We start from the raw sequence: 23,767 nt of genomic DNA on the forward strand, positions 1-23,767 counted from the left end.
GGACGAAAAGCAGGGGTGGACGCGGCTTTTCAAGAGGGCGTCAAACGTACAGGCAGGTAAAGGAGGTTTAAAAATAATGGCAGTTCAGGAACATATCATTTCGTTGCTCGTCAACAACCAGCCCGGGGTGCTCTCCCGGATTGCCGGCGTCTTTTCCAGCAAGGGCTACAATATACGGAGCCTCTGCGTCGCCGAAACGACCAATCCCGATGTTTCGCGGATCACGCTTACCAGTCGGGCGGACAGGGATTTCACCGACAAGATCAAAAAACAGCTCGACCGGCTGGTCGATATCGTTTCGGTGACCGATCTGACCGATATCCCTTCCGTCAAGCGGGAGCTGATGATCATCGGTCTGCGCATCAAGGAGGAAAACCGCCGGGAGATTCTCCGGGCAATCGATCTGTTCGGCTGCAAAATCGTCGCGATGGATGAGGATTATCTGATTTTGGAAGTTACAGCCAATACCGACAAGACTGCGGCGATACTCAAATTTTTCGAACCGTTCGGGGTGGAGGAGATGAATCGCACCGGGGCGATTGCCGTTTTCCGACAGCCGTCCGGCCGGTAAAAAACGAAAAAACTGAAGAGTTTTTTCGAACAAGAGGGACTCCCTGGCGGACGGCAATAGAAGGGAGAGGGAAAACCTGTGAAGGGTTTTATTCAGGGATATAGCACAGCGAGTGCTTTCCACAACAACGAAAGGAGCGGAATATGGCAAAGATCAATTTTGGTGGCGTTTGGGAGGATGTTGTTACCTCGGATGAGTTTCCTTTGGACAAGGCGCGGGCGGTCCTCAGCGGGGAAACGATCGCGATTTTAGGCTACGGGGTGCAGGGTCCCGGCCAGGCTCTTAACCTCAGGGACAACGGGATTCGGGTGATTGTCGGACAGCGTGAGGGGGGCGCTACCTGGGAAAAGGCCATCCGCGACGGTTTCGTCCCCGGAGAAACCCTTTTTTCGGTAGAAGAGGCGGCGAAGCGGGGGACGATTATCGAGTATCTGCTCTCCGATGCCGGACAGACACAGCTTTGGCCCATTGTCAAACCGTGCCTGACCAAGGGTAAAACCCTTTATTTTTCTCACGGATTCTCAATTACGTACAGCAAGCAGACAGGCGTCGTTCCCCCGGCTGATATCGATGTGATTCTCGTGGCGCCCAAGGGTTCCGGCCGCTCGGTGAGAAACAATTTTCTCGACAAGAGCGGCATCAACTCCAGTTACGCCGTCTTCCAGGATGCCACCGGCAAGGCGACGGAAAAGACCATGGCCCTCGGCATCGCCGTCGGCTCCGGCTACCTTTTCCCGACGACGTTTGAGAAGGAAGTCTTCAGCGATCTGACCGGCGAGCGGGGCGTTTTGATGGGATGTCTTGCCGGCGTCATGGAAGCCCAGTACAACGTGTTGCGGAAAAACGGCCACAGCCCGAGCGAGGCGTTCAATGAAACGGTGGAAGAACTGACCCAGAGCCTGATCCGCCTGGTTGCGGAGAAGGGTATGGACTGGATGTACGCCAACTGCAGCACGACCGCCCAGCGCGGCGCCCTCGACTGGAAGGGCCCCTTCCGGGACGCCGTTGCCCCGACTTTCGAAAAGCTCTATGAAAGCGTCCGTTCCGGCGAGGAAACGCGGATTGTCCTTGCGGCAAACAGCGCCCCTGATTATCGGGAAAAACTCGACACCGAACTGGAGACGATGAAAAACAGCGAGATGTGGCAGGCGGGCGCCGCTGTCCGCGCGCTTCGTCCGGAAAACCGGAAATAAACGGCGCTTACTTTTATTGCTTGCATTTGGTTCTTCTTCAGCAGAGGCGCACGGGTTTTTTGCTGCCCGCGCGTCTCTCACCGCGTTTTCCCGTTATGGCAGCCTACCATGCACCATGCTGCCCTGTCCAGATTTCGGGGAGTGTTATAATTCAGAAATTGCCATAAATTAAGACATAATGTGTCTCTGACCCCAGTTTTTTTCAGAGGTCGTACAGGGTTTCGTCAACGCAAGGAGCGGTTCTTTTTCGGCCGCTCCCTTTTTTATTGAATAAAACCGGCTCCTCCGCCTCCAGAAGCGAGCCCAACTCCTCTTCAATGCGGTCCGGATCTTCCCCCTGCTCCAAACGGTTCAGGGCATCTTCCATGCCGTCGCCGAAGGAGATTCCCGCGGCGTCGCTCAGCTTCCTCATCAACTGCGCCGCCTGGCGCGGATCGTTTTCGTCCATTTTCTCAGTCTCGCCGGCCAGCATCGCCATCGCCTTTTCCATCTTCGCCTCGTCGAGTTGCGGCATTTCCTCGCCGGCGGATTCTTCTTTGCCCCTGGAGACCTTTGCGAAGAGAGACATCTGCCGCTTCAGAGGACCCTGGCAGCGCGGGCAGATGGGGGCTGCCTGCGTGTTTACGCCCCGGGAGAAAAAATTAAAGACGGTGTTGCAGTTTTCACAGTAAAATTCATAAATTGGCATATTTTGTGGTTTTCTCCTTTTTCATAACGCTGTAGTACGTATAGCATGAAACGACTATTTTTTGAACCACCATAAAAATATAAGGACGCGATTCCATTAAAACTGACATTTACGCTTCTTCCGCTTGAGGCAGGGAGGCCTCTGTCTATTTAAATTATACAGATATTCGTAACTTAGACAGCAAATTACTTGACAATATCCCGCCGCCGGCGTATAGCGGTATGCGGGTCGGTTGACTTTAAGCCGCTGAGTATGAAGTATTCTGATGGCTGCGGCCCTTGGCGAAGAATCCGTCAGGAATGGCGATGGAGAGGGTTCTCCGGGTAAAAGACCCGGGGAAAAGAGATAGATAACGCCCGAGCAGGGCAGAAGGTGAGAGATGGAAGAGGATTATAAAGAGGAGCAAAATCAGACAGCAAATAGTCAAACAATGGAGTTGGAACAACCGGTGCGCAATGGCGATGAAGAACATCCGGAAAACCCGCTTGCCGCAATTACCCTTTCCGACCTTTCGCCGCGCCTCCAGAAGGCATGCGCGATGGCCGGCTGGACGGGATTGCTGCCGGTTCAGTCCCAGGCCGTTCCCTATATCATGGCCGGCAGGAATCTGATGGTGCAGTCGCAGACGGGGAGCGGCAAGACAGGCGCCTTTTTGCTGCCGATCATCGAGAGGATAAATCCGCAGAAAAAGGCGTGCCAGGCGCTGGTTCTGGTGCCGACAAGGGAGCTTGCCCTGCAGGTTTCCCGGGAAGCGGAGCTTTTAACCGAGGGGAGCGGACTCAGAACAGTCGTCGTTTATGGCGGCGTCAAATACGAACCCCAGCTTGAGGCCATTCGCGCCGGGGCGCAGCTTGTTGTCGGAACGCCGGGGCGCATTCTGGATCACCTCCTCAAAGGCGCCCTGAAGCTCGACAAATTGAGCATTTTCGTCTTCGACGAGGCAGACCGGATGCTTTCGATGGGGTTTTATCCGGACATGAAAAGGGTTCAGCAGTTTCTCCCCAAGCACCCCCTCAACGGGTGCATGTTTTCCGCGACCTTTTCGCCTTTTATCATCCGGCTGGCCGAGGAGTTTCTGGGCAAGGCGGATTTCCTCAGTCTGAGCCGCGACCATATCCATGTCGCCAATACAGCGCACCTTTTCTACATTGTTCAGGGAGTGCAGAAGGAACGGGCGCTGATAAGAATCATTGAGATGGAAAACCCGATTTCGGCAATCATATTTTGCAATATGCGCTCGACGGTCCATTTTGTCACCGTGGTGTTGAAACGCTTTGGCTACGATGCCGATGAACTCAGCTCCGATCTTTCCCAGGGCGACCGGGAAAAGGTCATGGGGAGGCTCCGCAAGGGCGACCTGCGTTTTCTGGTGGCAACCGACGTGGCAGCCCGGGGGATTGACATCCCCGATCTTTCCCATGTCTTTCAATATGAACCGCCGGAGGACCCGGAGCTCTACATCCACCGGGCGGGAAGAACCGGGCGGGTGGGGGCAAGCGGCACCGCGATTACCCTGGCGGCCGGGATGGAGCAGTTTGCGCTTAAGGCCATTGCTCGCAGTTTCAACATCACCGATATGGAAGAACGAAAACTCCCCGAGGAAAATGATGTCGCGGAGATCGTCGCCCAGCGGGTCATCGCCGGCCTGGAAGCTGATCTCCGGTCGCGCGACAACCTCGAGCGGGAAAGGATGCGGCGCTTCATTTCTCTGGGCAGAACCCTTTCCGAAGCGGAAGAAGATTCCCCGCTGATCGCGATGCTTCTGGATGATTACTACAACAAAACGCTGCACAAGGCGCCTCAGTCGCCGTCCATAAGCGTGGCGATAACCGCGGCGGTGGCGCCGAATGGCGGTGCAGGCAAAAAACGGCCGAGGACGAGAAAACCCCGGCGCAGTTCCTCCGGGGAGGGGTCAGCAGCCGCACAGCAATAGACAATTTACAAATCAGGAACATACATAAGGGAAGGATTGAAAGAAAGCAGATGAGAAAAGAAAAAATACGCAATATCGCCATCATATCCCATGTTGACCACGGCAAGACAACGCTTGTGGATGGGCTTTTACGGCAGACCGGCACGTTTCGCGAGAATCAGGTCATCGAGGAGCGCGTCATGGATTCCATGGAGCTCGAAAAAGAGCGGGGAATCACGATCATGGCCAAAAACACGGCGATTCTTTACAAGGATGTGAAAATAAATGTCGTTGACACCCCCGGCCATGCCGACTTCGGCGGCGAGGTCGAGCGGAGTCTCAATATGGTGGATGGGGCGATTCTCCTCGTTGACGCGAGCGAAGGACCCCTTCCCCAGACCCGCTTTGTGCTGAAAAAGGCCCTGGCGCGCGGACTCCCGATCATTCTGATCATCAACAAGATTGACCGCCCGGATGCGCGAATCGAGGAGGTAATCAACGAGGTTTACGACCTTTTCATCGATCTCGACGCCACGGAAAAGCAGATCGAGTTTCCGATTCTCTACACAAACGCCAAAAAGGGCGTCGCCCACGTCAAATTGGGGGATAATTCTAACGACATGACGCCGCTCTTTCAGGCGATAGTGACGTCCATCCCCGGGCCGGAGGCGGACGACGCGGCGGTTCCGCAGTTTCTGGTAACTAATCTGGATTACGACTCCTACGTCGGGCAGCTTGCCGTCGGGCGTCTGATGAACGGCGTTCTGGAACTCCGCCAGGCCTATACCCTTTGCGGCGAAAATGGCGCAACACAAGCTGTTAAATTTTCAGCCCTTTATACGTTTGTCGGCATGAAGAAGGTGGCCGTCGAAAAAATAGAGGCCGGCGATATCGCCGCCTTTGCCGGGGTGGAGAATCTGAATATCGGCGACACGATTTCCTCGCTGGAAAACCCCCAGCCCCTGCCGCGAATCAACGTTGATGAGCCGACGGTGTCGATGCTATTTTTTGTCAACAACGGGCCGATGGCCGGTCGGGAGGGGAAATTCCTCACCTCCCGCCATATCAAGGACAGGCTGGAACGGGAAACCCTGCGCAATGTGGCGGTCCGGATCAAGCCGACGGAACGGGCAGACGCCTTCGAGGTTTGCGGGCGGGGGGAGTTGCAGATGGCGATCATCATCGAGACCATGCGTCGGGAAGGGTATGAGTTCATGGTTTCGAAGCCCCGCGTCATCACCAAAATGCAGGGCGGCAAGGAGTTCGAACCGGTGGAAAGGGTGTTTATCGATGTCCCGGAGGAGTTTATCGGGGTGCTGTCCGAGAAACTGGCGGCGCGCAAGGGGCGGATGGTCAGTCTCGTCAACAAGGGCAGCGGGCGGGTGAACCTCGAATTCATCGTCCCGTCGCGGGGGCTCATTGGCTTCCGGAGCCATTTTCTGACCGATACGAAAGGCTCCGGGGTAATGAACACGCTGCTTGAAGGCTACGAGCCATGGGCCGGTCCCATCCCTCAGCGGCTGACCGGCGCGCTTGTTGCCGACCGTCCGGGGAAAACGACCGCCTATGCCTGCCATGCGATGGCCGATCGCGGCGAGCTGATTATTTCCCCCGGCACGGAGGTTTATGCCGGGATGGTTGTCGGGGAGCGCAACCGCACGGTGGATATTGACGTCAACATCGTCAAGGAGAAAAAGCTGACCAACATGAGGGCTTCGACTTCCGATCAGACGGTAATCCTGCGCCCGGCGCGGCTCATGTCGCTCGATGTGTGCATCGAGTTTATCGCTGAAGACGAGTTGGTGGAGATTACGCCGGGAAGCATCCGCCTCAGAAAGGCCGATCTTTCCGCCCATTCCCGGCCCACGGTAAAATAAAAAATAAAATATTCAAGCTGATAAGGGAAGAAGAGAGTAATATCCGAGGAAACCGACCGTAAGTTAAAACTGATGGAGGTGAAAGATGAAATATCCGGAAATTGCCTTTGAACCTTTTTTTACCTGGGTAAACCGGCCGCGGATCCTCTACGCGCCGGGCGTTCGCAAGGAGATCGGCTTTGAGATGTCGCAACTCGGTGGAACGAGAGTCGCCCTCTTTACCGACCGGGGGCTCGTCAATGCGGGCGTTGCGGAGATGGTCATCGCCGAGGTCAAAAACTCCGTTTTGGAGCTGGCCGGCGTGTTTGACGGCGTTCTGCAGGACGCCCGGATCGAGGTAATCAACGCCGGGGCGGCCTTTTACCGCAGCGTCAACGCCGACTGCCTGATTGCCGTTGGCGGCGGGAGCGTGATGGACACCGCCAAGGCGGTGAACATCATGATCGGCAGCGGCGATCATGACTTTCAACCCCTCGCCGATCAGGCGGGGCTGTGGGACGGGGCAAAGCCGCTTGCCCCCCATATCGCCTTTCCCACGACGGCGGGAACCGGTTGCGAAATCACCAGCGCGATGGTTGTCCTCGATACCAAAGCGAAGGCGAAGCTTTCGGTCACGCATCCTTACTGCAACGCCGATCTCGCGCTGCTCGATCCGGAGCTGACCTTCAAACTTCCCCCCAAAATAACCGCGTTTACCGGGATGGATGCGCTGACCCATGCGATAGAAGCGGCGCTCTCCACCGGCGCGGAACCGATTGCCGACGCACTGTCGCTGCACGCGATCCGCCTGATCTTCAAATATCTGCCTAAGGCGGTGCGCGAACCCCAAAACAGCGAAGCCCGAGGCAATATGATGCTGGCCAGCACGATGGCGGCCATGGGGTTCGGAAACACGATGACCGGGGCGGTGCACGCCCTGGCCCATGCCCTCGGCGCCCTTTATGGAATCCCTCATGGGCTGGCCAATGCGATCATGCTGCCGCATGTAATGGCCTTCAATATTATTGATGAAAGAAGCGAAAAATTCCGGATGATTGCCGACGCGATGGGGATCGAGGTCGGAAAGATGGATCCACAGATGGCCGCCGCAGCAGCCGTCGAGGCGGTGAAACAGTTGCTGGCGACGATTGGCTTGTCCGAGACGCTGAAGGATTTCGCCGTTCCGACGGACCGGGACGCCCTGCAGCCCTTGGTGGAGCTCGCAGCCGCCGACGGGCAGATCGGCTACAATCCGCGGTATGTCGAGGAAGACGATATCTTAACCCTCTATCAGCAGGCTCATTAGAAAGGAGAAAAATCATGCTATACTGGAAGGATTCACAAGAGGCGGTAACCGCAATCACAGGGCTTTTCGCAGGAGTGGCCAATGATCCGGAGCTGGGAGAGTCGATGAAAAAGGTCAATCAACTAATACTTTTCGATTATTCTGAAAGCGGGCCGGGCTGCGCGATCTGGGTTGACACCCGCAACGGCAAGTACGAATTCGGCGCCGGCGATCCTCCGGGCGCGCCGGATTTGATCATGAGCCTCTCCGCGGATGACGCCCATCTGTCCTGGCTAAACAAGCTCAACCCGGTTATGGCGATCACCCGCAAAAAGATCCGGGTGAAGGGTTCTGCGACCGGGCTCTTGAAGCTGGCCCCGAAGCTCAAAAAGGTTGCCGTTATCTACGAGCAGGTTTTGAAAGAGCTGGGGATGGAAGACAAGATCGTCAAATAATCGTGGCGCCCTGTCCAGTCAGGCGCTGCTCCTGCCAAGAGAAAAGTCCGGGGGAAACTGCTAAAAAACAAGAGGAGGCGAGCGATGAAAGGCAATACCGGAAAGATCATCAACATCAACCTCAGTACACGCTCGATCGCAATAGAAACACTGCCCGAGGAATGGTATCGTCTCTACATCGGCGGCAGCGGACTGGCGGCCAAAATCTTCCAGGAGCGGGGGGACTTCTCCCTTGATCCGTTGGCTCCCGAGGCGATGCTGATCTTCATGAACGGCCCGTTTGCCGGTTTGAAACTGTCCGGCGCGAGCCGCGGCAGCGTCGCCGGCTGCTCCCCCCTCACCGGACACTGGGGGGATTCCTCCTGCGGCGGTTATTTCGCGCCGGAGCTGCGCTATTGCGGTTTTGACGGTCTGGTTGTTACCGGGAGAGCGGCTGAACCTTCCCTGATCAGCATCGAGGGCGAGCAGGTCACGCTTCTGCCGGCTGCCCAGTATTGGGGACGCGGCACGGAGGAGGCGACAAGATTGCTCAAGGAGGGTTTCGGCAAGGACAGCCGTTCGATGATGATCGGACCGGCCGGGGAAAACGGCGTGAAGTTCGCCAATATCATTCATGAGGGGCAAAACGCGGCCGGCCGGGCGGGATTCGGGGCGCTGATGGGCGCCAAGAACCTCAAGGCGGTCGTCGTCAAGGCACGCAAAAAGGAGATGGCGCTTGCCGACGCCGAAGGGTACGAAATCCTCCGGGGAGATCTGAACGGACGGATAAACGACGCCTTGGCCTCGAGCGTCTTGCGCGAAAACGGCACTGCGGCGAATCTGATCGGCGGCGTTTACAGCGGCGATGTCCCGGTTAAAAACTGGACTTCCAATTTCTGGGAGGAGGCCGCGGAGGCGCTTAACGGGACAACGCTTACGGAAAAATATCTGACGCGGCGCACCGGCTGCCTGTACTGCGGGATTGCCTGCAAGCGGATTGTCGAGGTGAAGGAGGAGCCGTTTGCGGTGCCGGAAGGAGGAGGACCGGAATACGAGACAATCGTCGCCTTCGGCACGCTGCTGGGGTCGCTGGATTTGGCCGCAACCTGCAAGGCCAGCCGGCTCTGCAACGATTCCGGGGTGGATACAATCTCCTGCGGGGCGACGATCGCCTGGGCGATGGAGGCCTTTGAGAAGGGCGATCTGACCCGGGAGGACACAGGCGGACTGGCGCTGCACTGGGGAGACATGACGGCGGTGCTTGATATTCTGCTGCCGGCAATCGTCAAAAAAGAGGGAAAATTGGGCGCACTTTTGGCGGAGGGCAGCCGGGAGGCGGCCCGCAGACTGGGCAAGGGGCTCGACTACACCGCGCAGAGCAAGGGGCTCGAAGCGCCGATGCACGACCCCCGGGGGGGTGGTTACGGGCTGGCCTTGACCTACGCGATGAGCGCTCGCGGGACGTGCCATGTCGCCGATCCGATGCTGTTTATAGAAATGGGCGCCCGCTACTATCCGGAGATCGGCTTCGAGTACATCCTGGAGCCGCAGTCAGAAAAAGACAAGGCAGCGGCGGCCGCGGTTTCCGTGGCGCTGGGGGCGATCGAAAACAGCGCCTGTTTCTGCCAGTTTGCCGATGCCGAGGTGACGATTCCGGATTGGCTTGCCCTCTTCAAAACCGTTGCCGGTTACGAGTGGGATGCCGAAGAATTCCTGAGGGCGGGACGGCGGATTTTCTACCTGAAGCGGCTGATCAACGGCCGCTACGGTTTGAGCGGGAAGGACGATGATTTAACCCCGCGGATGCGGGCGCCGGGAAGCGGCGGCGAGGCGGATGGCGCCCGTTTTGATCTGGAAAAGATGAAGGCGCGTTTCTATGAAATTATGAAAATAGATCCCGAAAGCGGCCTGCCGACAAAAGCGGCGCTGGCAGATTGCGGCATGGCCGATGAACTCGACAAGCTTACCGCAGAATGTCCATAAAGCGAAGTTTTCAGGCATGGAAAAACATTTCGCCGTCGGCTCAACCCGATAATAAAATCTCCTTCGTGGGCAAGATCGACAAGAAGATCCTGCGGAAAGAGGCCCAATAGAGAAACCTTTGAAAGACGAGACTTTCGTCGTTTGGATGTATCTCAACGGGATAGAGCAAAAGGGTGGCAATAATTGTCTTTGCTAACAGGGATGACATATGCCATATTGAACATATGATCAGCGATAACTTAAAATACGTCATCCGTCAATTCGTCGAAAGGGTGTTGCCTGCCTGCAAACCACGGGAACTGGTTATCCCCACCGGCACCGGCAAAGTTGTCGGTCTGGCCGGCGTCAGACGGTCCGGCAAGACGTTCCTGTTCTTTGATGCCATCCAGAGGCTGGCATTGCAAAGGGTTGATCGTCGTCGGATCATGTATCTGAATTTCGAGGATGACCGGCTGGGAGCGGTGGATACGCCGCCTCTGCGACACGGAAGACGTGGAGGTGTTCATCACCGGAGCCTCTTCGCAGTTGCTGACGCGCGACCTGGCCACGGCCTTGCGGGGCCGCAGCATTACCCTGGAAGTGTTCCCGCTCTCTTTCCGGGAATATCTGATGTTCCGGGAGATCGAGGTCGTGCCGCACAGCGCCGACAATGAGAGCCGCCTTCGCCATGAACTGGAGTCGTATCTGTCCTGCGGCGGCTTTCCGGAGATCGTGCTAGCCGATGAGGCGTTGCGGCCGTTGATTCTGGAGGAGTATTCGTCTCTGATGCTCTACCGGGACGTGGTGGAACGATATGGGGTGCGCAACGAGAAGCTGATGCGCGATCTGTTGCGGCACTGCTTCCGCAATACCGGTTCGCTCCTGAACGTGAGCAAACTGCACAAGGACTTCGCATCTCTGGGGTATAACGTTTCCAAGAACACCCTCTTTGACTATCTCGGCTACCTTGAGGACGCCTTTCTGGCGTTTCTGCAGCCGAAACGGGAAGCCTCGCTCCGGAAGCAGGAGCACAATCCCAAGAAGCTGCATGTGATTGACACGGGACTGATTGCCGCCTACCAGCCGTTTCCGAACCGTGATCTGGGCCACAAACTGGAGACCGTGGTATTCCTGGAGAACCGGCGCAGCCGCAAGGATCTTTTCTATTATGCCAACGGCAGCGAGGTTGATCTGTGCGACGGAGAGGGAAAAATGTTCGTCAATACCTGCTGGAATCTGGCTGATGCTGAAACATTCCGACGGGAGAAGGCCGCCATGGCGTTTGGCGTCGCCCAGTGGCCGGAAGCGGAAGGGCGGCTTCTCTTTCACGAGTACGCGCCCGGACAGGAGCGGGAGGCGCCCGGAGCGCAGGCCGCCTGGAGGTATTTGCTTCGCTTATAGAGAGCAAACCCTGCACATGGAGTGGATCGCCGCGCTGGACCTTCAGGAGTTTTCAACGGAGGATCGAGATCGGGAAAAGCTATTTTAGCCAAAGGAATGGAACGTGACGAAAGGTTGCATTGCCTCGGAGAAAAGATTATAGGCACATCATGTCCATCGAAAAAAAATTCGACATTCCCTTTATTTCCGACCTTGCCCTGCGGGAAAAACAGATCCAGCAGAACTATCGCCCTATCATTGCCGTACATAAGTGGTTTGCCCGCCGGCCCGGTACGCTGTTCCGGGGTCTTATCCTTTCAGAATTCAGCGACAAACCTCTTCGGGAAGCTTTCTACAGATCAAACGACCTGAAAGGAATCGCCATCGCCGATCCCTTCATGGGGGGCGGCACGCCGCTCATCGAGGCTAACCGCGTTGGCTGCGATGTGACCGGCTATGACATCAATCCGATGGCCTACTGGATTGTGAACCGTGAGATCGAACATCTTGATTTGGGAAAGTACCGAAAATCGGCGGAAAATCTTACCCGTGGCCTGGAGGCACAGATCGGCGCCTTCTACCGCACCCAATGTCTGGAATGCGGCTCCCCGGACGCTCACGTCAAGTATTTCCTCTGGGTGAAAAAGCAGCACTGCCGCGATTGCGGTCATGAATTCGACTTGTTTCCCGGCTACCTGCTGGCCGAAAACCGGCGGCATCCGGAGAATGTTTTCATCTGCTCAGCCTGCGGAGACTTGAACGGCGTCGAAGACCGAACAAATCCAGGTATATGCAAGTCCTGTGGCGGCAAAATATCCCTCGCCGGACCGGCAAAAAGAAGCAACTGCACCTGCCCCCGATGCGGGAAGGTTAATGTTTACCCAAACCCGGCCGCAGGCCCACCCAGTCACCGCATGTTCGCCATCGAATATCATTGCCGCCGCTGCAAGGCGACCCACCAAGGTCGTTTCTTCAAACGGCCGGATGAAAACGACCTGCTTCATTACACCTGGGCTTCCTCCATGCTTGAACAAATCGGAACAGCCCATGTCCCCGATGACAAAATCCTGCACGGCGACGAAACCGACCGTCTCCTTCGCTGGGGGTACAAGAGATACCGGGAGATGTTCAATAACCGCCAATTGCTGGGTCTGGAACTGAGTTGCCGGGCCATTGCCGAGGAGCGGGATGAACGGATCAGAAACGCGCTGATCACAAACCTTTCGGATCTCTTGCGCTATCAGAACATGCTTTGCCGATACGATGCCATGGCTCTCAAGTCTCTCGATATTTTCTCCGTTCATGGTTTTCCCGTCGGGCTGATCCAGTGTGAATCGAACCTCCTCGGCATCGCCAACGGCGGCGGCACGAGCGTGGGGAGCGGCGGTTGGTCAAACATCCTGGAGAAATACGTGAAAGCAAAGGCCTACTGCGATCACCCCTTCGAGACCCGCCATGAAGGGAGCAGAAAAATCCAGACACCCATCGCGGAAGAATGGATTGGCGACCGGAGAAACGGCGATTCGACCACAGAACCCCGTGGCGTTCATCTTCTTTGCGGGAGCGCCACAAATGCGGATTTGCCCGGCAACAGTCTTGATGGCGTTTTTACCGATCCCCCCTATTTCGGCAACGTCCAGTACGCCGAGTTGATGGATTTCTGTTATGTCTGGGTTCGGAAACTGGTCAGTCCGGAAAACCCGATATTTCAGTTCTGCTCTACTCGCAACCCTGACGAATTGACCGGCAATATCACGATGGAACGAGGTCTTGAACACTTTACCCTCGGATTGTCCGACGTCTTTCAGAACATGGCCAAGGCCCTGAAACCGGGAAGACCGATGGCCTTCACCTACCATCACAACAAGTTGGAGGCGTATCATCCCGTGATCGTGGCGATCCTGGATGCCGGACTGACCTGCTCCGCTTCCATCCCCTGCCCGGCGGAAATGAGTGCATCGATCCATATCAGCGGCACCGGTTCGTCGATCGTGGATACGGTTTTTGTCTGCCGTTCGACCGGAACGATACCGCGCAAATGGCTTGCGGAATCGCCGGAACAGATTGCCGCCCTGGTCCTGGATGATCTGGATAAACTGAAGATCGGCGGCCTTAAACCGACCCGCGGCGACATCCGTTGCATTATCTACGGCCATTTGGCCCGTCTTGCCGTCTGGCGGCTTCGCGTGGCCTGGGACAAGACGCAACCGGCGTCGGCAAAACTCGCCATCGCGGCTGCTGAGCTGAGGCAAGGACGGGCACTGAAATGTATCGAGGATCATCTGGCGGAAAGGTACCTGAATGCGCCGCGGCTTCAGCAGAATGATTATGTTCAGGAAAATAGGACTTTATATGGAGGAGTTGGTGATGAAATATCCTTTTGAACTACCTTTTGCCGAAGTTCAGGCAGATATCGACACGTTCGTTACCGCGGTTTTTTCGTGCCTCGAATCGGAATTTCTCATCATGCCGAAAGGCCTCGGTTTCATCGACTACCCCGTTTTCGAACAGGGTTACGAGGCGCTGAAACAAGCCACCAAGGGCTTCACCTTCCTTAAACCCGAATCGCTGTTTCAAAAGACTTTTGAAGCCCCCATTGTGATCCTGGTATTACGGACCATGCTGGGCTTCACGCCGCCGGAATGGGCGTATCTCGCCACTCTACAGACAGGTGTTGAAGTCAGCCAGGGCTTTGTCCGCGCCCTTGACCGAAAAATACGTTTATCACCCCTTTCTCCTCTTGCCGACGGTAAAGTCACCGTTGAACGAGTGAAGGCATTGATAGACACTGCTTGCCGGCTGCTGAAAGAAGGAGCACCCCCGGCTACAACCGATAAAATCCATCGCCTCGACAAGGCTGATACAAAAACAGGCATTTCCGGAGTACAGACGCTTGCGGGAATGGGCGTTCCCTATGCCATGCTTCTCTACGAGCGTTTTCTTGGGCGACCTTTTGCCGGTCACCGCGATTCCGTCAGTGATCTTGTCGGAGACAGCCTTGAGGCAGCCGTTGAGGATGCGTTGAGCAAAGCTGGCATCAGTTACCGGAAAACAAAGCGGGCGGAGAGAATACCCGGCTTCGACCAGACACCCGATTTCATCGTCCCGAGTGAGTTTAATCCCCAGATCATCATCGAGGCAAAAATTACGGAAGACGACGGCACGGCCCGTGATAAGGCCACCAGAATCCAGCATCTGGGGGCGCTGAGCATGGCCGGGCAACCAACGGATAAACCGAAATTCGAGGTAATTGCCTGCATTGCCGGGCGAGGGTTCGGGGTACGTCGTGAGGACATGAAGAAGATGCTTATCGCAACGAGAGGCAAGGTATTTACCTCACGTAACCTCGACCGCTTGATTGATTGTACCGGACTGCAGCAATACAAAACTCGGTAGTTGATATTTTACAGGTTCTGATACAGCCAGCGAAGAAACAATAGCGGGGACGAGGTATGATGTAAAAAGGGAGAAATATGGATCCGGAATTAGCAGATCTGGTTTACCGTCACAAGGAAATCGCGCGGGAGGAGAAAGAGAAAAGCGGGCGTCTGGTGTTTGGAACGCTCTGCTCCTATGTTCCCGTCGAGATTCTGCATGCGTTCGATATCCTGCCGGTCCGGTTTTGGGGGGATGGCAGGAACAATGAACTATCCACTGCATGGCATGAAGATTCTTGACTTCACCTATCTGTTTCCCGGTCCCTATGGTACCATGATGCTGTCCGATATGGGGGCTGAGATTATTGAAGTTGAGAACTTTAATAATCCCGCCCTTATGCGGATTACTCCTCCGATACAGGAAGGTATGTCCGCCGTTTACGCGCGGGTAAATCGAGGCAAAAAATCCCTTGCCTTGAATTTAAAAAGCGATGAAGCGAAGGAGATCGTTTACAAACTTCTCGGGGAATACGATATCGTGCTTGAGCAGTTCAGGCCCGGCGTGATGTAAAGGCTCGGGCTGGGATATGACAGGCTGAAACGGGTTAAAAGCTCGATCATTTACTGTTCCCTGACGGGCTACGGCCAGACAGGCGGTTACGCGGACAGAGCGGGGCATGATATCAATTATCTCGCGTTATCCGGAATTGAATCATTTTCGGGAAGAAAGGATTCAGGGCCGTTGCTGAGCGGGATACAGATTGCGGATATCGCAGCCGACTCCAAGAATCTTGTCATCGCCGTGCTGACTGCGTACATAAAAAGATTAACGACCGGCGAAGGCGATTATGCCGACATATCCATTAAAACAATGGCTGAATGGCATTCAATATTCAAAAATACCGACGCCTGCGCGGAGCCTGTTTTCAATCTTCAGGAGGCGATAAGCAAAATAGAAACTGGAATAATACGTCAGGAGGCAAAACAATGAAGCTGGTTTTAGCGGCCATCCATATCAAGGCATCTGCCAGGGCCATGCCGCTGGGGCCTGCCATGCTCGCCGCTATGCTGAAGAGATCATTCGGGCGGAAGATACAAACACGCATCGTTAATCTCTTTTTAAATCAAACCGTTGTAGAGTGTGCAAACCAAATCCTTGCCTTGGATCCGGATTATGTCGGGTTTTCGATGTATGTTTGGAATCGCAGCCTGAGCCTGGAGGTGGCCTCGCTTCTGAAACAACGCCAGCCGGGGCTTGTCCTCTTTGCCGGCGGGGCCGAAGTCACGGCGGATCCGGTGGGCGTCGGGAGCGATCCCGCGCTGGATTTTGTTTTGGCCGGCGAAGGGGAAGAGCTCATCGTCGAGACCGTGGGTCGCCTTCTCAAGGGCGCGACGCCGCGGGAGATTGCTGCCTCCGCAAACCCGATTTCCGTCAAGGATCTCGCCACCCTGCCCTCCCCTTTTCTGGAGGGCGCCCTCCAACTGGCCAACTACAGCGGTGTGCTTTGGGAATTGTCCCGCGGCTGCCCCTTCACCTGCGATTTTTGCTTCGAATCCCGCGGCAGACTGGGTGTCCGCCGGATTCCCCCGGACCGGCTGGAAGCCGAGCTGGAACTCTTCGCCGCCGCCGGCGTCAGCGAGGTCTTCGTACTGGATCCCACATTCAACTACCACAAGGCAAAGGCCAGGCAGATACTGCGCCTGATCGCCTTGAAGGCCCCGGATATACACTTTTTTTTCGAGATTCGCAGCGAATTCATCGACCGGGAAATGGCCCGGCTCTTTGCGGCCATCCGATGCTCCCTGCAGATAGGCCTGCAGAGCGTTCACGATAAGGTGCTCCAAAACATCGGTCGCAGTTTCGATATAGCCGATTTCGAGGCCAAGATACTTCTCCTGCACAAGGCCGACGTTACCTATGGCTTCGACCTCATCTACGGGCTGCCCGGCGACTCCCTGGAAGGTTTCCGCACGAGCGTTGATTTCGCCATGACCCTCGTTCCCAATCACCTGGACATCTTCCGCCTCGCCGTCCTGCCGGGCACCCGCCTGGCCGAAACAGCGCCGGCTTGGCATTTGGAACACGAGCCCGGCAGCCCCTATCAGGTGATCGCCTCGCCGACCTTCAGCCGTGAGGACATGGCGCTGGCCGCTCGAATCGCTCAGGGCTGCGATGTTTTCTACAACCAAGGCCAGGCCGTGCCCTGGTTCGATATCATCGTGGAACCACTGGAAATGTCGCCTGCATGTTTTTTTGAACGCTTCGCCGCCTGGCTGGAAGCCCACCCCTCCGAGTGCCTCGTCCGAACGCAACGGGATTTCGTCGCGTCTCTCTTTGAGGAAACAGGCAATTCCCTGCTGGGCAGCGTTGCCGCGGACATCATCAGCTACTTCGGCTACGCTGCCAAACTGATGGATGTCCAAACGACCGATCCGGACCGCCAGGCCCCGCCATCCTGCCGCGTAGCCTTCAACCACGACCCCATGGAATTACTGGCGCAGATGGAAGCCGGAACGATCAACATTGAGGAACTTGTCTTCAGCCTACCGGAAAAGTCCTGCGAAGCCGTTCTGTCCGTAAACCACGGCATGATCGATATTCAGGTTTGCCTTACCTGACGTGTTCAACGGGGGATAAAATACCATCGGCACAATAACCAAGCAGGAAGCGGGCGGTGGCGCTTCGCGGCAAAATCCTTGGCCACCGCCACTCATCTTTTTCGTTCGCTTTTATCTATGATCTAATGAGGCAATTGCAAAACTCTCACATTCTGTCATTCCCGCAATGATTTTAAGCGGGAAAACGAAGTTTAATGTTCATAATCTGGTTCTAACTGCTTGAAAAACCGTATTCCCGATAGAAGCATTGTGTACATTAAGCTCCGCTTTCGGGAATGACAAATAGTTTTGCAATTGGCTCCGATGTTTTAATTATTGTTGCGGCGCAGCAATTTTTCGAAACAGCCGCTCAGGGCATTGGGAAGGCGACCATTTTATCGATTTTTGCGCAAAACGAATCTTCATGTGCAGCGCTATTTGCTGATTAAATGGACGAAATAGCGGTATTTCAATCTTTGTAAACGTGGCAATCCTGAATGCGGATGCTCGACGCAACGGCGGCTTCATCAGCGGATTGGCTGTTCATGGCGGAACCATTTTTCATGACCATTGCCGATGTCCATCACATCCCGCCTGCGACGCCGGCGTGACCGTTGTGATAATTTAACCTTCTGAGTGGAAATGACATTGAAATTGGCGTGATATACGGAAAGACAAAAAAAGAATGCTTGATAAATGGTTGTCCCGATATTATAAGTCACATCCAATAGTTCCCCTGCTTGCAAGGTTTCGAAAGTCCACAGGCGGCAAAGTCGGCAAAAGATTTTGAGATTGTGGATTATCACGGATGAGAGAAAATACGATGGACAAAACTTTATCACCTATTCACCCTGGCGAGATTTTGCCGGAAGATTTTAGGAAGCCTCTTGGCTTAAGTCAGTATAGCTTGGCGCATGACATCGGCGTTACTCCAATTCGTATCAGTCAGATTGTTAATGGTGAACGTTCAGTCACCGTTGATACTGCCATGAGTCTTGCCCGTTATTTTGGCACAAGTGCGGCAGTTTGGCTTCGTTTGCAAGTCCGCTATGATTTGGAAGTTGCAGAAGGCGAATTGAGCAACAAAATTAATCGTGAAGTCAAGGTATTAACCCAAACACCAAGTCATGTGTAAGCGAGCAGGCAAGCCAACAAAGCGTGCCCTCAAGTGATACGAGGCATTTGCCTCTATCAGGTGTCTATCGACGGGGATCACTGAAAAATATAGGGTGAAGACAAAAAGGAGAGCAGTAAAAAAATTATGTTGAAAACGACATTCCACATATCCCGGATGGACTGCCCGGCTGAAGAGCAGATGATCCGGATGAAACTGGCGGGCCTGACTGATATCCAATCCCTGCAGTTTGATATACCGGGCCGCAGGTTGGAGGTATGCCACGCGGGTAGCTATGACAGCATCCTTGCTGCCCTCGACAGTCTCCAATTCGACACCAAATTTGTTTCCTCGGAAGAGATTGATATGCAGGACCGAAAAGAGAGCCGCCGTCAGGAAAGAGGGATCCTCTGGCAAGTCCTCGCCATCAACTTTTTCTTTTTTATCCTGGAAATGCTCACGGGTTTTATTGCTGATTCCATGGGGCTTGTTGCTGACAGCCTGGATATGCTGGCTGACAGCCTGGTCTATGCGCTTTCGCTGTTTGCTGTCGGGAAAGCGGTCTCACGGAAAAAAAATATTGCCAAGGTTGCCGGTTACTTCCAAATGGCGCTGGCCGTTTTGGGGTTTGCCGAGGTTATCAGGCGTTTTTGGGGACGCGCAGAGATGCCCGATTTTTCCCTGATGATTATTATCTCGCTGCTCGCGCTGGCCGGCAATGCAATTTGTCTTAAACTGCTTCAGCAGTCCCGGAGTAAAGACGCTCATATGCAGGCGAGCATGATCTTCACGTCGTTGGATGTAATTGCCAACCTCGGCGTTATTGCCGCGGGCGTGCTTGTCTATCTGACAGGGTCGAAACTGCCTGACCTGGCAGTCGGAACGATCGTTTTCATCCTTGTCGGCAGGGGAGCGTATAGAATTCTTCAATTATCAAAGTGATTTTCCTTTGCGACTCAAGATAAGGAAGCTGATATCCAAAATATTTTTAACCGGGTGGTTGTCCGCAAAACAGCAACTGCCAGAAAACATTCGGAGGAAAAACGATGAAGTCCCCGGATTTCAGCCGCAAGGTCAAACAGAGCGTCGCCGCCAATTTCGATCAGAGCTTTGCAATTTACCAGGATTTTGAAGACAAGCATCGCTTATTTGCGGAAATGGCGGGACAACTGGCTGACTGGGTCGGCGTACGTCCCGGTTCAGCGGTTCTGGATTTGGGCTGCGGCAGCGGCATTTCAGCGCGCGTCCTTTGTGAACGTTACGGCTGCCGGGTTCTGGGGATCGACCTTTCCCCGAAAATGGTCGAGGCTGGCCAAAAGCGACTGGGCGATCTCGCAGATGTCCGCCTAGTGGTGGGCGACGGCGAGGCGCCCGGCACGGCGGCGGGGGAGGAACGCTTCGACTATGTACTCTACAATGCCTCCATTTTCGTTTTTCCCGATGTTGACCAGGCCGTCCGGGAAGCGGCTCGATGTCTGAAAAAAGGAGGAGAAATGGCCTTTTCCTTCTATCCCCTGCTGGTCGGCCCGCAGGACGAGGATCTGCTGGACGAGGCGTTTCGGAGAACCGGTTACACCCCTCCCAAATTCCGGGTGATCGCCAGTTACGAAGCGGCGTGCCGGGCGCTGGCAGAGCATAAGGGGCCGGTAAGCCACTACCGTTGGGTACGGCCGCTGGATATCGGGTTTCTGAAAGATTTCTTTTCCATCCCTGCCCAATCCTCCTCGCTTTTTCCAGGCCTCGCCTACGAAGAGCGCCGTAACCGGGCATGTGCTTTATGTGACTCCCTCGCAGATTTTGCGGACGGGGGAGCTGTGGTCTGGCGGATGGCAAAAGCATAATTACGGCGGCTACTTGTTCGTTCCTCTGCCTGGAGGACTCCCTGAATGTAGAGCCATTTATTGCCGCGGCTTTTCTGCAAACACGCCTCCTTGAACAACCCTCCGCCGGAAAATTTTCTTGACAGACGCGTCGGCTTTTTACTATGAACAAATCATAATCTTCCCAAACACATCGCGGCATAAGGCCTCTCTCTTTCGATCAGACGTTTATGATTTCGCCGAACTGCCCATCCGGGAGACAGCACGGCGGTTAAAATGTTGGCCGGTCAACTTTTGCGAAGGAGGTGCACAGTATGGACGATTTGAAAAGCGCAGTGATTGTTCAGAAGATGCTTATCGAGGACGTTGACGCCGTTTTGGGGATTGACAAGAAGATAAGGAGGATCGGGGAGGCGATCACCTATCTCCACGCGACGACGGAGTCTATCCTGACCATCGACAGGATAGGCCGGGGGAAAAACGCGAGCAGCTATGCGGACATGATTACCGGAGACATCGCCGGGATGCTGGAGACAAGCTTTGTCGCGAAAATGAATGGCAAGGTAGCGGGATTCATTATCAGCCGCAAGGCCTCCATCGGCGAGCCGCCGACGGAGATAGGGCTTATCCTGATCATGGGGGTAAACCCCGAGCATTGGGGCAAGGGGGTAGCGAAGAAACTGGCCGACGCGCTGATCGAAAAATACAAATCACTGGGGGTCAGGGAGCTCCGGATACCGATCGACGAGCGTGATATGCAGCTCCGCGATTTCTTCAGCAAAATGGGATTTGGCGTCGGTCACATGATCGATTACGCCAAAAAATTATAAATATCCGTGAAGATGCGCCCGTTGCGGCTTCAGAGCACCTGGCTTATATGGACGGCTTTGAACAGCCCGCCGGAGGCCGCAGCCGCCTTGGAAAGCTGAATCAGGCAGCCGGGGCAGTCGGTTACGACCAGAGAAGCGCCTGTTTCTTCGATATTTTTTTGTTTATTTGCCAGAATCTTGGCCGCTGTATCGGGATGATCGACATGAAACGAACCGGCGCCGCCGCAGCAGACGCTGGCCCCGTTCATCTCGACAAAATTTCCCGCTTTGCGGAGCAGCGCGCGCGGCTCTTTCGTTATTCCTTGACCACGCGCCAGGTGACAGGGATCGTGATAGGTCAAAACCGCGTCTGTCCTCTGGCGAGGGGTGTAACCAGCCTGCGCGAGATATTCGGTCAGGTCCATAACCTTGTTGCTGAATCTTTCCGCCTTTTCCTTTATCTCCGGATCGTCCGTGAAGAACGAGCCGTAATTTTTAAGGGTCGCGCCGCAGCTTGCGCAATCCGTGACGACAACCTCGGCGTCAGCGAAGATTTCGATGTTTTTACGGGCAAGGGCGAGAAAATCCTGCCGTTCGCCGTGGGCCAGATGGGGCAGGCCGCAGCAGACGTTCCTTTTTTCAACCAGGGGGGCGGTGGTTCCGATTATTTTCCGACTTTGGGCGGCGGCTTCGGGGAACATCATCTCCATGCCGCAGCCGTGAAAATAGGAAACGGGGGCGCCCTTGGTCACTGTTTTGTCGGAGGGAGGCGCCTGCCGGCCGAGGGCGGCGGGTCCCGCGAACGAAACCAGAAAATGGGAGCGGGTGTACTCCTCCGGCGCCATGCCGTGCGGGACGAGACTATTGAGGCCGGTGCGGCGCAGCAGCGCCAGGGTTTTTGCCGCCGCCGAGACAACCCCCCGCCGCTTCAGGATGCCGCCGACTATTCTGTATTCCAGACTTGGCCCGCCGAACAGATCAACGAGGTGCTGGCGGACATCAACCATTGCCTCGTCGGTAGGAACATTGGCCGGGCAGATTTCCACACAGGCCCGGCACAACAGGCAGAAATCGACCGCCTTTTGCAAGGCCCGAGTCGGCTTCAATCCCCCCCGGGCCAGGGCGAGAACAAGCGAATTTTTCCCCCTTGCCCCGGTCGCTTCGATTTCCTTTACCCCGAAGAGCGGGCAAACCGTCAGGCAAGAGCCGCAGCGGTCGCAACTGTGTATTCTTTTTGCCGCCGCCTCAAGGAGCGTGCCATTGGCTTCTTTCTCCATTGTTTCCTCTTCTTTATCTTTTTTTGTGACGGAGCGCCGCCACGAGTGCTTCACCATATTTTTCCGGGATTGAGCAATCCCTGGGGATCGAGCGCGGCCTTGACGGCCTTCATCGTTTTGAGGGCGATGTCGCCTACGGCATTGGCAAAGTACGGCCGCTTGGTGATGCCGATGCCGTGCTCCCCGGAAAGGGTGCCGCCAACGCTGAGCGCCGCGGCGAAGATCTCTTCAATCGCCTGGTGCACCTTTTCCTTTGCACCCGGCCGGGAAATATCGCAGAGGAGCGACGGATGAAGGTTCCCGTCGCCAGCGTGGCCGTAAACCGCGATGAGCAGATCATGTTTTTCTCCAATCTTTTTGATCAGTCGCACGACCTCGGGAAACGCGTCGCGGGGGACGGAGATGTCCTCGCTGAAATGGTCGGGGGCGAGGGTGGAAATGGCCGAGCTGATTCCCCGGCGGATTGCCCACAGTTCGTCAGCCTCCTGTTGCGAGCCGGCGGCTCGAAACAAAAGCGCCCCGCAGGATTGGGCAACGTTCTTTATTTTGTTTGTCTGTGCATCCAAAGACGGATCATCATTTCCGTCTATTTCGATGATGACCGCGGCGGCAGCGTCGGCGGGGAGTGTCATGTTCCGCCGTTCGGCAGCGATCGTGAGGCAGGTTTTGTCAAGTATTTCCGAGGCGGCAGGGACAATGCCCGCCTGCAGCATATCGTGGATCATCCGGCAGCCGTCGTCGAGCGAGGCGAACATGACCTGCAGCGTGCCCCGTTTTTCCGGCATCGCAATCAGCCGCATCAGTACCCGGGTGATCACGCCGAGGGTTCCCTCGGAACCGACAAAGATGCTCGTCAGATCGTACCCGGTGACATTTTTGATCATCTTGCCGCCGGTATGCAGGATCGAGCCGTCAGCCAGCACCACCTCGAGCCCCATCACATAGTTTTTTGTCACCCCGTACTTGACGGCGCGCATTCCGCCGGAGTTTTCCGCCACATTGCCGCCGATCGTCGAAAATTTCCAACTGGCCGGATCGGGGGGATAGAACAGTCCCTTGGCGGCGCAGCAGTCGTAGAGGTCAACCGTGCGGACGCCGGCCTCGGCTGTAACCATCATGTTGCGGTAGTCGAGCTCGATGATCTGTTTCATCCGGTCCAGCGAAAGGGCAATGCCGCCCTTGAGCGGGATGCTGCCCCCGGTGCGGCCGCTTGCGGCGCCCCGCGGCGTTACGAAAATTTCATGTTCCGAGGCGATTGCCATGACCCGCGACACCTCGTCCGTGGTCAGAGGGCGGACAACCAGCTCCGGTTTGTTGGCCGGCACAAGCGGGACGAACGACGAGTCGTAGGAGTAGCCGAAGAGATCAAGCTCGGCATCGAGTACGTTGGGGGCGCCGACAACATCACGGATTTTCTGTACTATATCGTTGGACAGCATATTGGGCGTTCTCCTTTCAAGCCGGCAGTTTTTAGCATAACCAGGCCGGCGA

Annotated in this window: 21 protein-coding genes; 18 read left to right on the plus strand and 3 right to left on the minus strand. The window is 55.6% G+C overall.

The window, feature by feature from the left end; genetic code table 11:
- Nucleotides 1-76: 76 nt before the first annotated feature.
- Together ilvN and ilvC are read left to right on the plus strand one after the other, a co-directional pair.
- Entirely contained in the window at nt 77-571 is a 495-nt protein-coding gene (ilvN, locus tag K0B01_01690; GenBank protein ID MBW6484849.1) for an acetolactate synthase small subunit, read from the plus strand.
- 143 nt (nt 572-714) lie between these two features.
- Nucleotides 715-1,764, plus strand: a complete 1,050-nt coding sequence (gene ilvC, locus K0B01_01695; GenBank protein MBW6484850.1) for a ketol-acid reductoisomerase — start codon at nt 715-717, stop codon at nt 1,762-1,764.
- Nucleotides 1,765-1,966: 202 nt separating this feature from the next.
- Here the strand turns inward: ilvC and K0B01_01700 are convergent, their stop codons facing one another.
- Nucleotides 1,967-2,452, minus strand: a complete 486-nt coding sequence (locus K0B01_01700) for a zinc ribbon domain-containing protein (GenBank protein ID MBW6484851.1) — start codon at nt 2,450-2,452, stop codon at nt 1,967-1,969.
- Between the two features lie 379 nt (nt 2,453-2,831).
- Here K0B01_01700 and K0B01_01705 point away from each other — a divergent pair, with 379 nt between their 5' ends.
- The 16 genes from K0B01_01705 (at nt 2,832) to K0B01_01780 (ending at nt 21,020) form a co-directional block, all read left to right on the plus strand.
- Complete coding sequence (locus K0B01_01705; GenBank protein MBW6484852.1) at nt 2,832-4,385, plus strand: DEAD/DEAH box helicase; 1,554 nt, start codon at nt 2,832-2,834, stop codon at nt 4,383-4,385.
- Between the two features lie 50 nt (nt 4,386-4,435).
- Complete coding sequence (gene typA, locus K0B01_01710; GenBank protein ID MBW6484853.1) at nt 4,436-6,241, plus strand: translational GTPase TypA; 1,806 nt, start codon at nt 4,436-4,438, stop codon at nt 6,239-6,241.
- An 85-nt stretch (nt 6,242-6,326) separates the two neighbouring features.
- A complete protein-coding gene (locus K0B01_01715) occupies nt 6,327-7,526 on the plus strand; it encodes an iron-containing alcohol dehydrogenase (protein ID MBW6484854.1) in 1,200 nt (399 codons plus the stop codon).
- Nucleotides 7,527-7,540: 14 nt separating this feature from the next.
- The gene (locus K0B01_01720; GenBank protein MBW6484855.1) at nt 7,541-7,960 is read left to right on the plus strand and encodes an SCP2 sterol-binding domain-containing protein; all 420 of its coding nucleotides are present in this window, start codon (nt 7,541-7,543) and stop codon (nt 7,958-7,960) included.
- Between the two features lie 84 nt (nt 7,961-8,044).
- Nucleotides 8,045-9,922, plus strand: coding sequence for an aldehyde ferredoxin oxidoreductase family protein (locus tag K0B01_01725; protein ID MBW6484856.1), 1,878 nt, complete (start codon nt 8,045-8,047; stop codon nt 9,920-9,922).
- 173 nt (nt 9,923-10,095) lie between these two features.
- A complete protein-coding gene (locus K0B01_01730; GenBank protein ID MBW6484857.1) occupies nt 10,096-10,575 on the plus strand; it encodes an AAA family ATPase in 480 nt (159 codons plus the stop codon).
- Nucleotides 10,576-11,451: 876 nt separating this feature from the next.
- Complete coding sequence (locus tag K0B01_01735) at nt 11,452-13,665, plus strand: hypothetical protein (protein MBW6484858.1); 2,214 nt, start codon at nt 11,452-11,454, stop codon at nt 13,663-13,665.
- Nucleotides 13,649-14,677, plus strand: coding sequence for a C15orf41 family protein (locus K0B01_01740; protein ID MBW6484859.1), 1,029 nt, complete (start codon nt 13,649-13,651; stop codon nt 14,675-14,677). Before K0B01_01735 ends, K0B01_01740 begins: the two co-directional genes overlap by 17 nt.
- A 77-nt stretch (nt 14,678-14,754) precedes the next feature.
- Complete coding sequence (locus tag K0B01_01745) at nt 14,755-14,958, plus strand: hypothetical protein (GenBank protein MBW6484860.1); 204 nt, start codon at nt 14,755-14,757, stop codon at nt 14,956-14,958.
- A complete protein-coding gene (locus K0B01_01750) occupies nt 14,924-15,229 on the plus strand; it encodes a CoA transferase (protein MBW6484861.1) in 306 nt (101 codons plus the stop codon). The genes K0B01_01745 and K0B01_01750 overlap by 35 nt, the downstream gene beginning before the upstream one ends.
- 9 nt (nt 15,230-15,238) lie before the next feature.
- Nucleotides 15,239-15,649 carry a CoA transferase gene (locus tag K0B01_01755; GenBank protein MBW6484862.1) on the plus strand — a complete coding sequence of 137 codons (411 nt, stop codon included), beginning with the start codon at nt 15,239-15,241 and terminating at the stop codon, nt 15,647-15,649.
- Nucleotides 15,646-17,277 carry a DUF4080 domain-containing protein gene (locus K0B01_01760; GenBank protein ID MBW6484863.1) on the plus strand — a complete coding sequence of 544 codons (1,632 nt, stop codon included), beginning with the start codon at nt 15,646-15,648 and terminating at the stop codon, nt 17,275-17,277. Before K0B01_01755 ends, K0B01_01760 begins: the two co-directional genes overlap by 4 nt.
- Before the next feature lie 802 nt (nt 17,278-18,079).
- Nucleotides 18,080-18,391: a HigA family addiction module antidote protein gene (locus K0B01_01765; GenBank protein MBW6484864.1), complete on the plus strand. Its 312-nt coding sequence runs from the start codon at nt 18,080-18,082 to the stop codon at nt 18,389-18,391.
- A 126-nt stretch (nt 18,392-18,517) separates the two neighbouring features.
- Complete coding sequence (locus tag K0B01_01770; protein MBW6484865.1) at nt 18,518-19,312, plus strand: cation transporter; 795 nt, start codon at nt 18,518-18,520, stop codon at nt 19,310-19,312.
- A gap of 104 nt (nt 19,313-19,416) precedes the next feature.
- Complete coding sequence (locus tag K0B01_01775; GenBank protein MBW6484866.1) at nt 19,417-20,211, plus strand: class I SAM-dependent methyltransferase; 795 nt, start codon at nt 19,417-19,419, stop codon at nt 20,209-20,211.
- A gap of 293 nt (nt 20,212-20,504) precedes the next feature.
- Nucleotides 20,505-21,020 carry a GNAT family N-acetyltransferase gene (locus K0B01_01780; protein MBW6484867.1) on the plus strand — a complete coding sequence of 172 codons (516 nt, stop codon included), beginning with the start codon at nt 20,505-20,507 and terminating at the stop codon, nt 21,018-21,020.
- Nucleotides 21,021-21,049: 29 nt separating this feature from the next.
- Here the strand turns inward: K0B01_01780 and K0B01_01785 are convergent, their stop codons facing one another.
- On the minus strand, nt 21,050-22,276 hold the full coding sequence (locus K0B01_01785; GenBank protein ID MBW6484868.1) for a (Fe-S)-binding protein: 1,227 nt from the start codon (nt 22,274-22,276) through the stop codon (nt 21,050-21,052).
- 50 nt (nt 22,277-22,326) lie between these two features.
- Complete coding sequence (locus tag K0B01_01790; GenBank protein MBW6484869.1) at nt 22,327-23,715, minus strand: FAD-binding protein; 1,389 nt, start codon at nt 23,713-23,715, stop codon at nt 22,327-22,329.
- Between the last annotated feature and the right edge of the window lie 52 nt (nt 23,716-23,767).

The sequence above is a fragment of the Syntrophobacterales bacterium genome (assembly GCA_019429105.1).
Classification (GTDB): Bacteria; Desulfobacterota; Syntrophia; order Syntrophales; family UBA5619; genus DYTH01.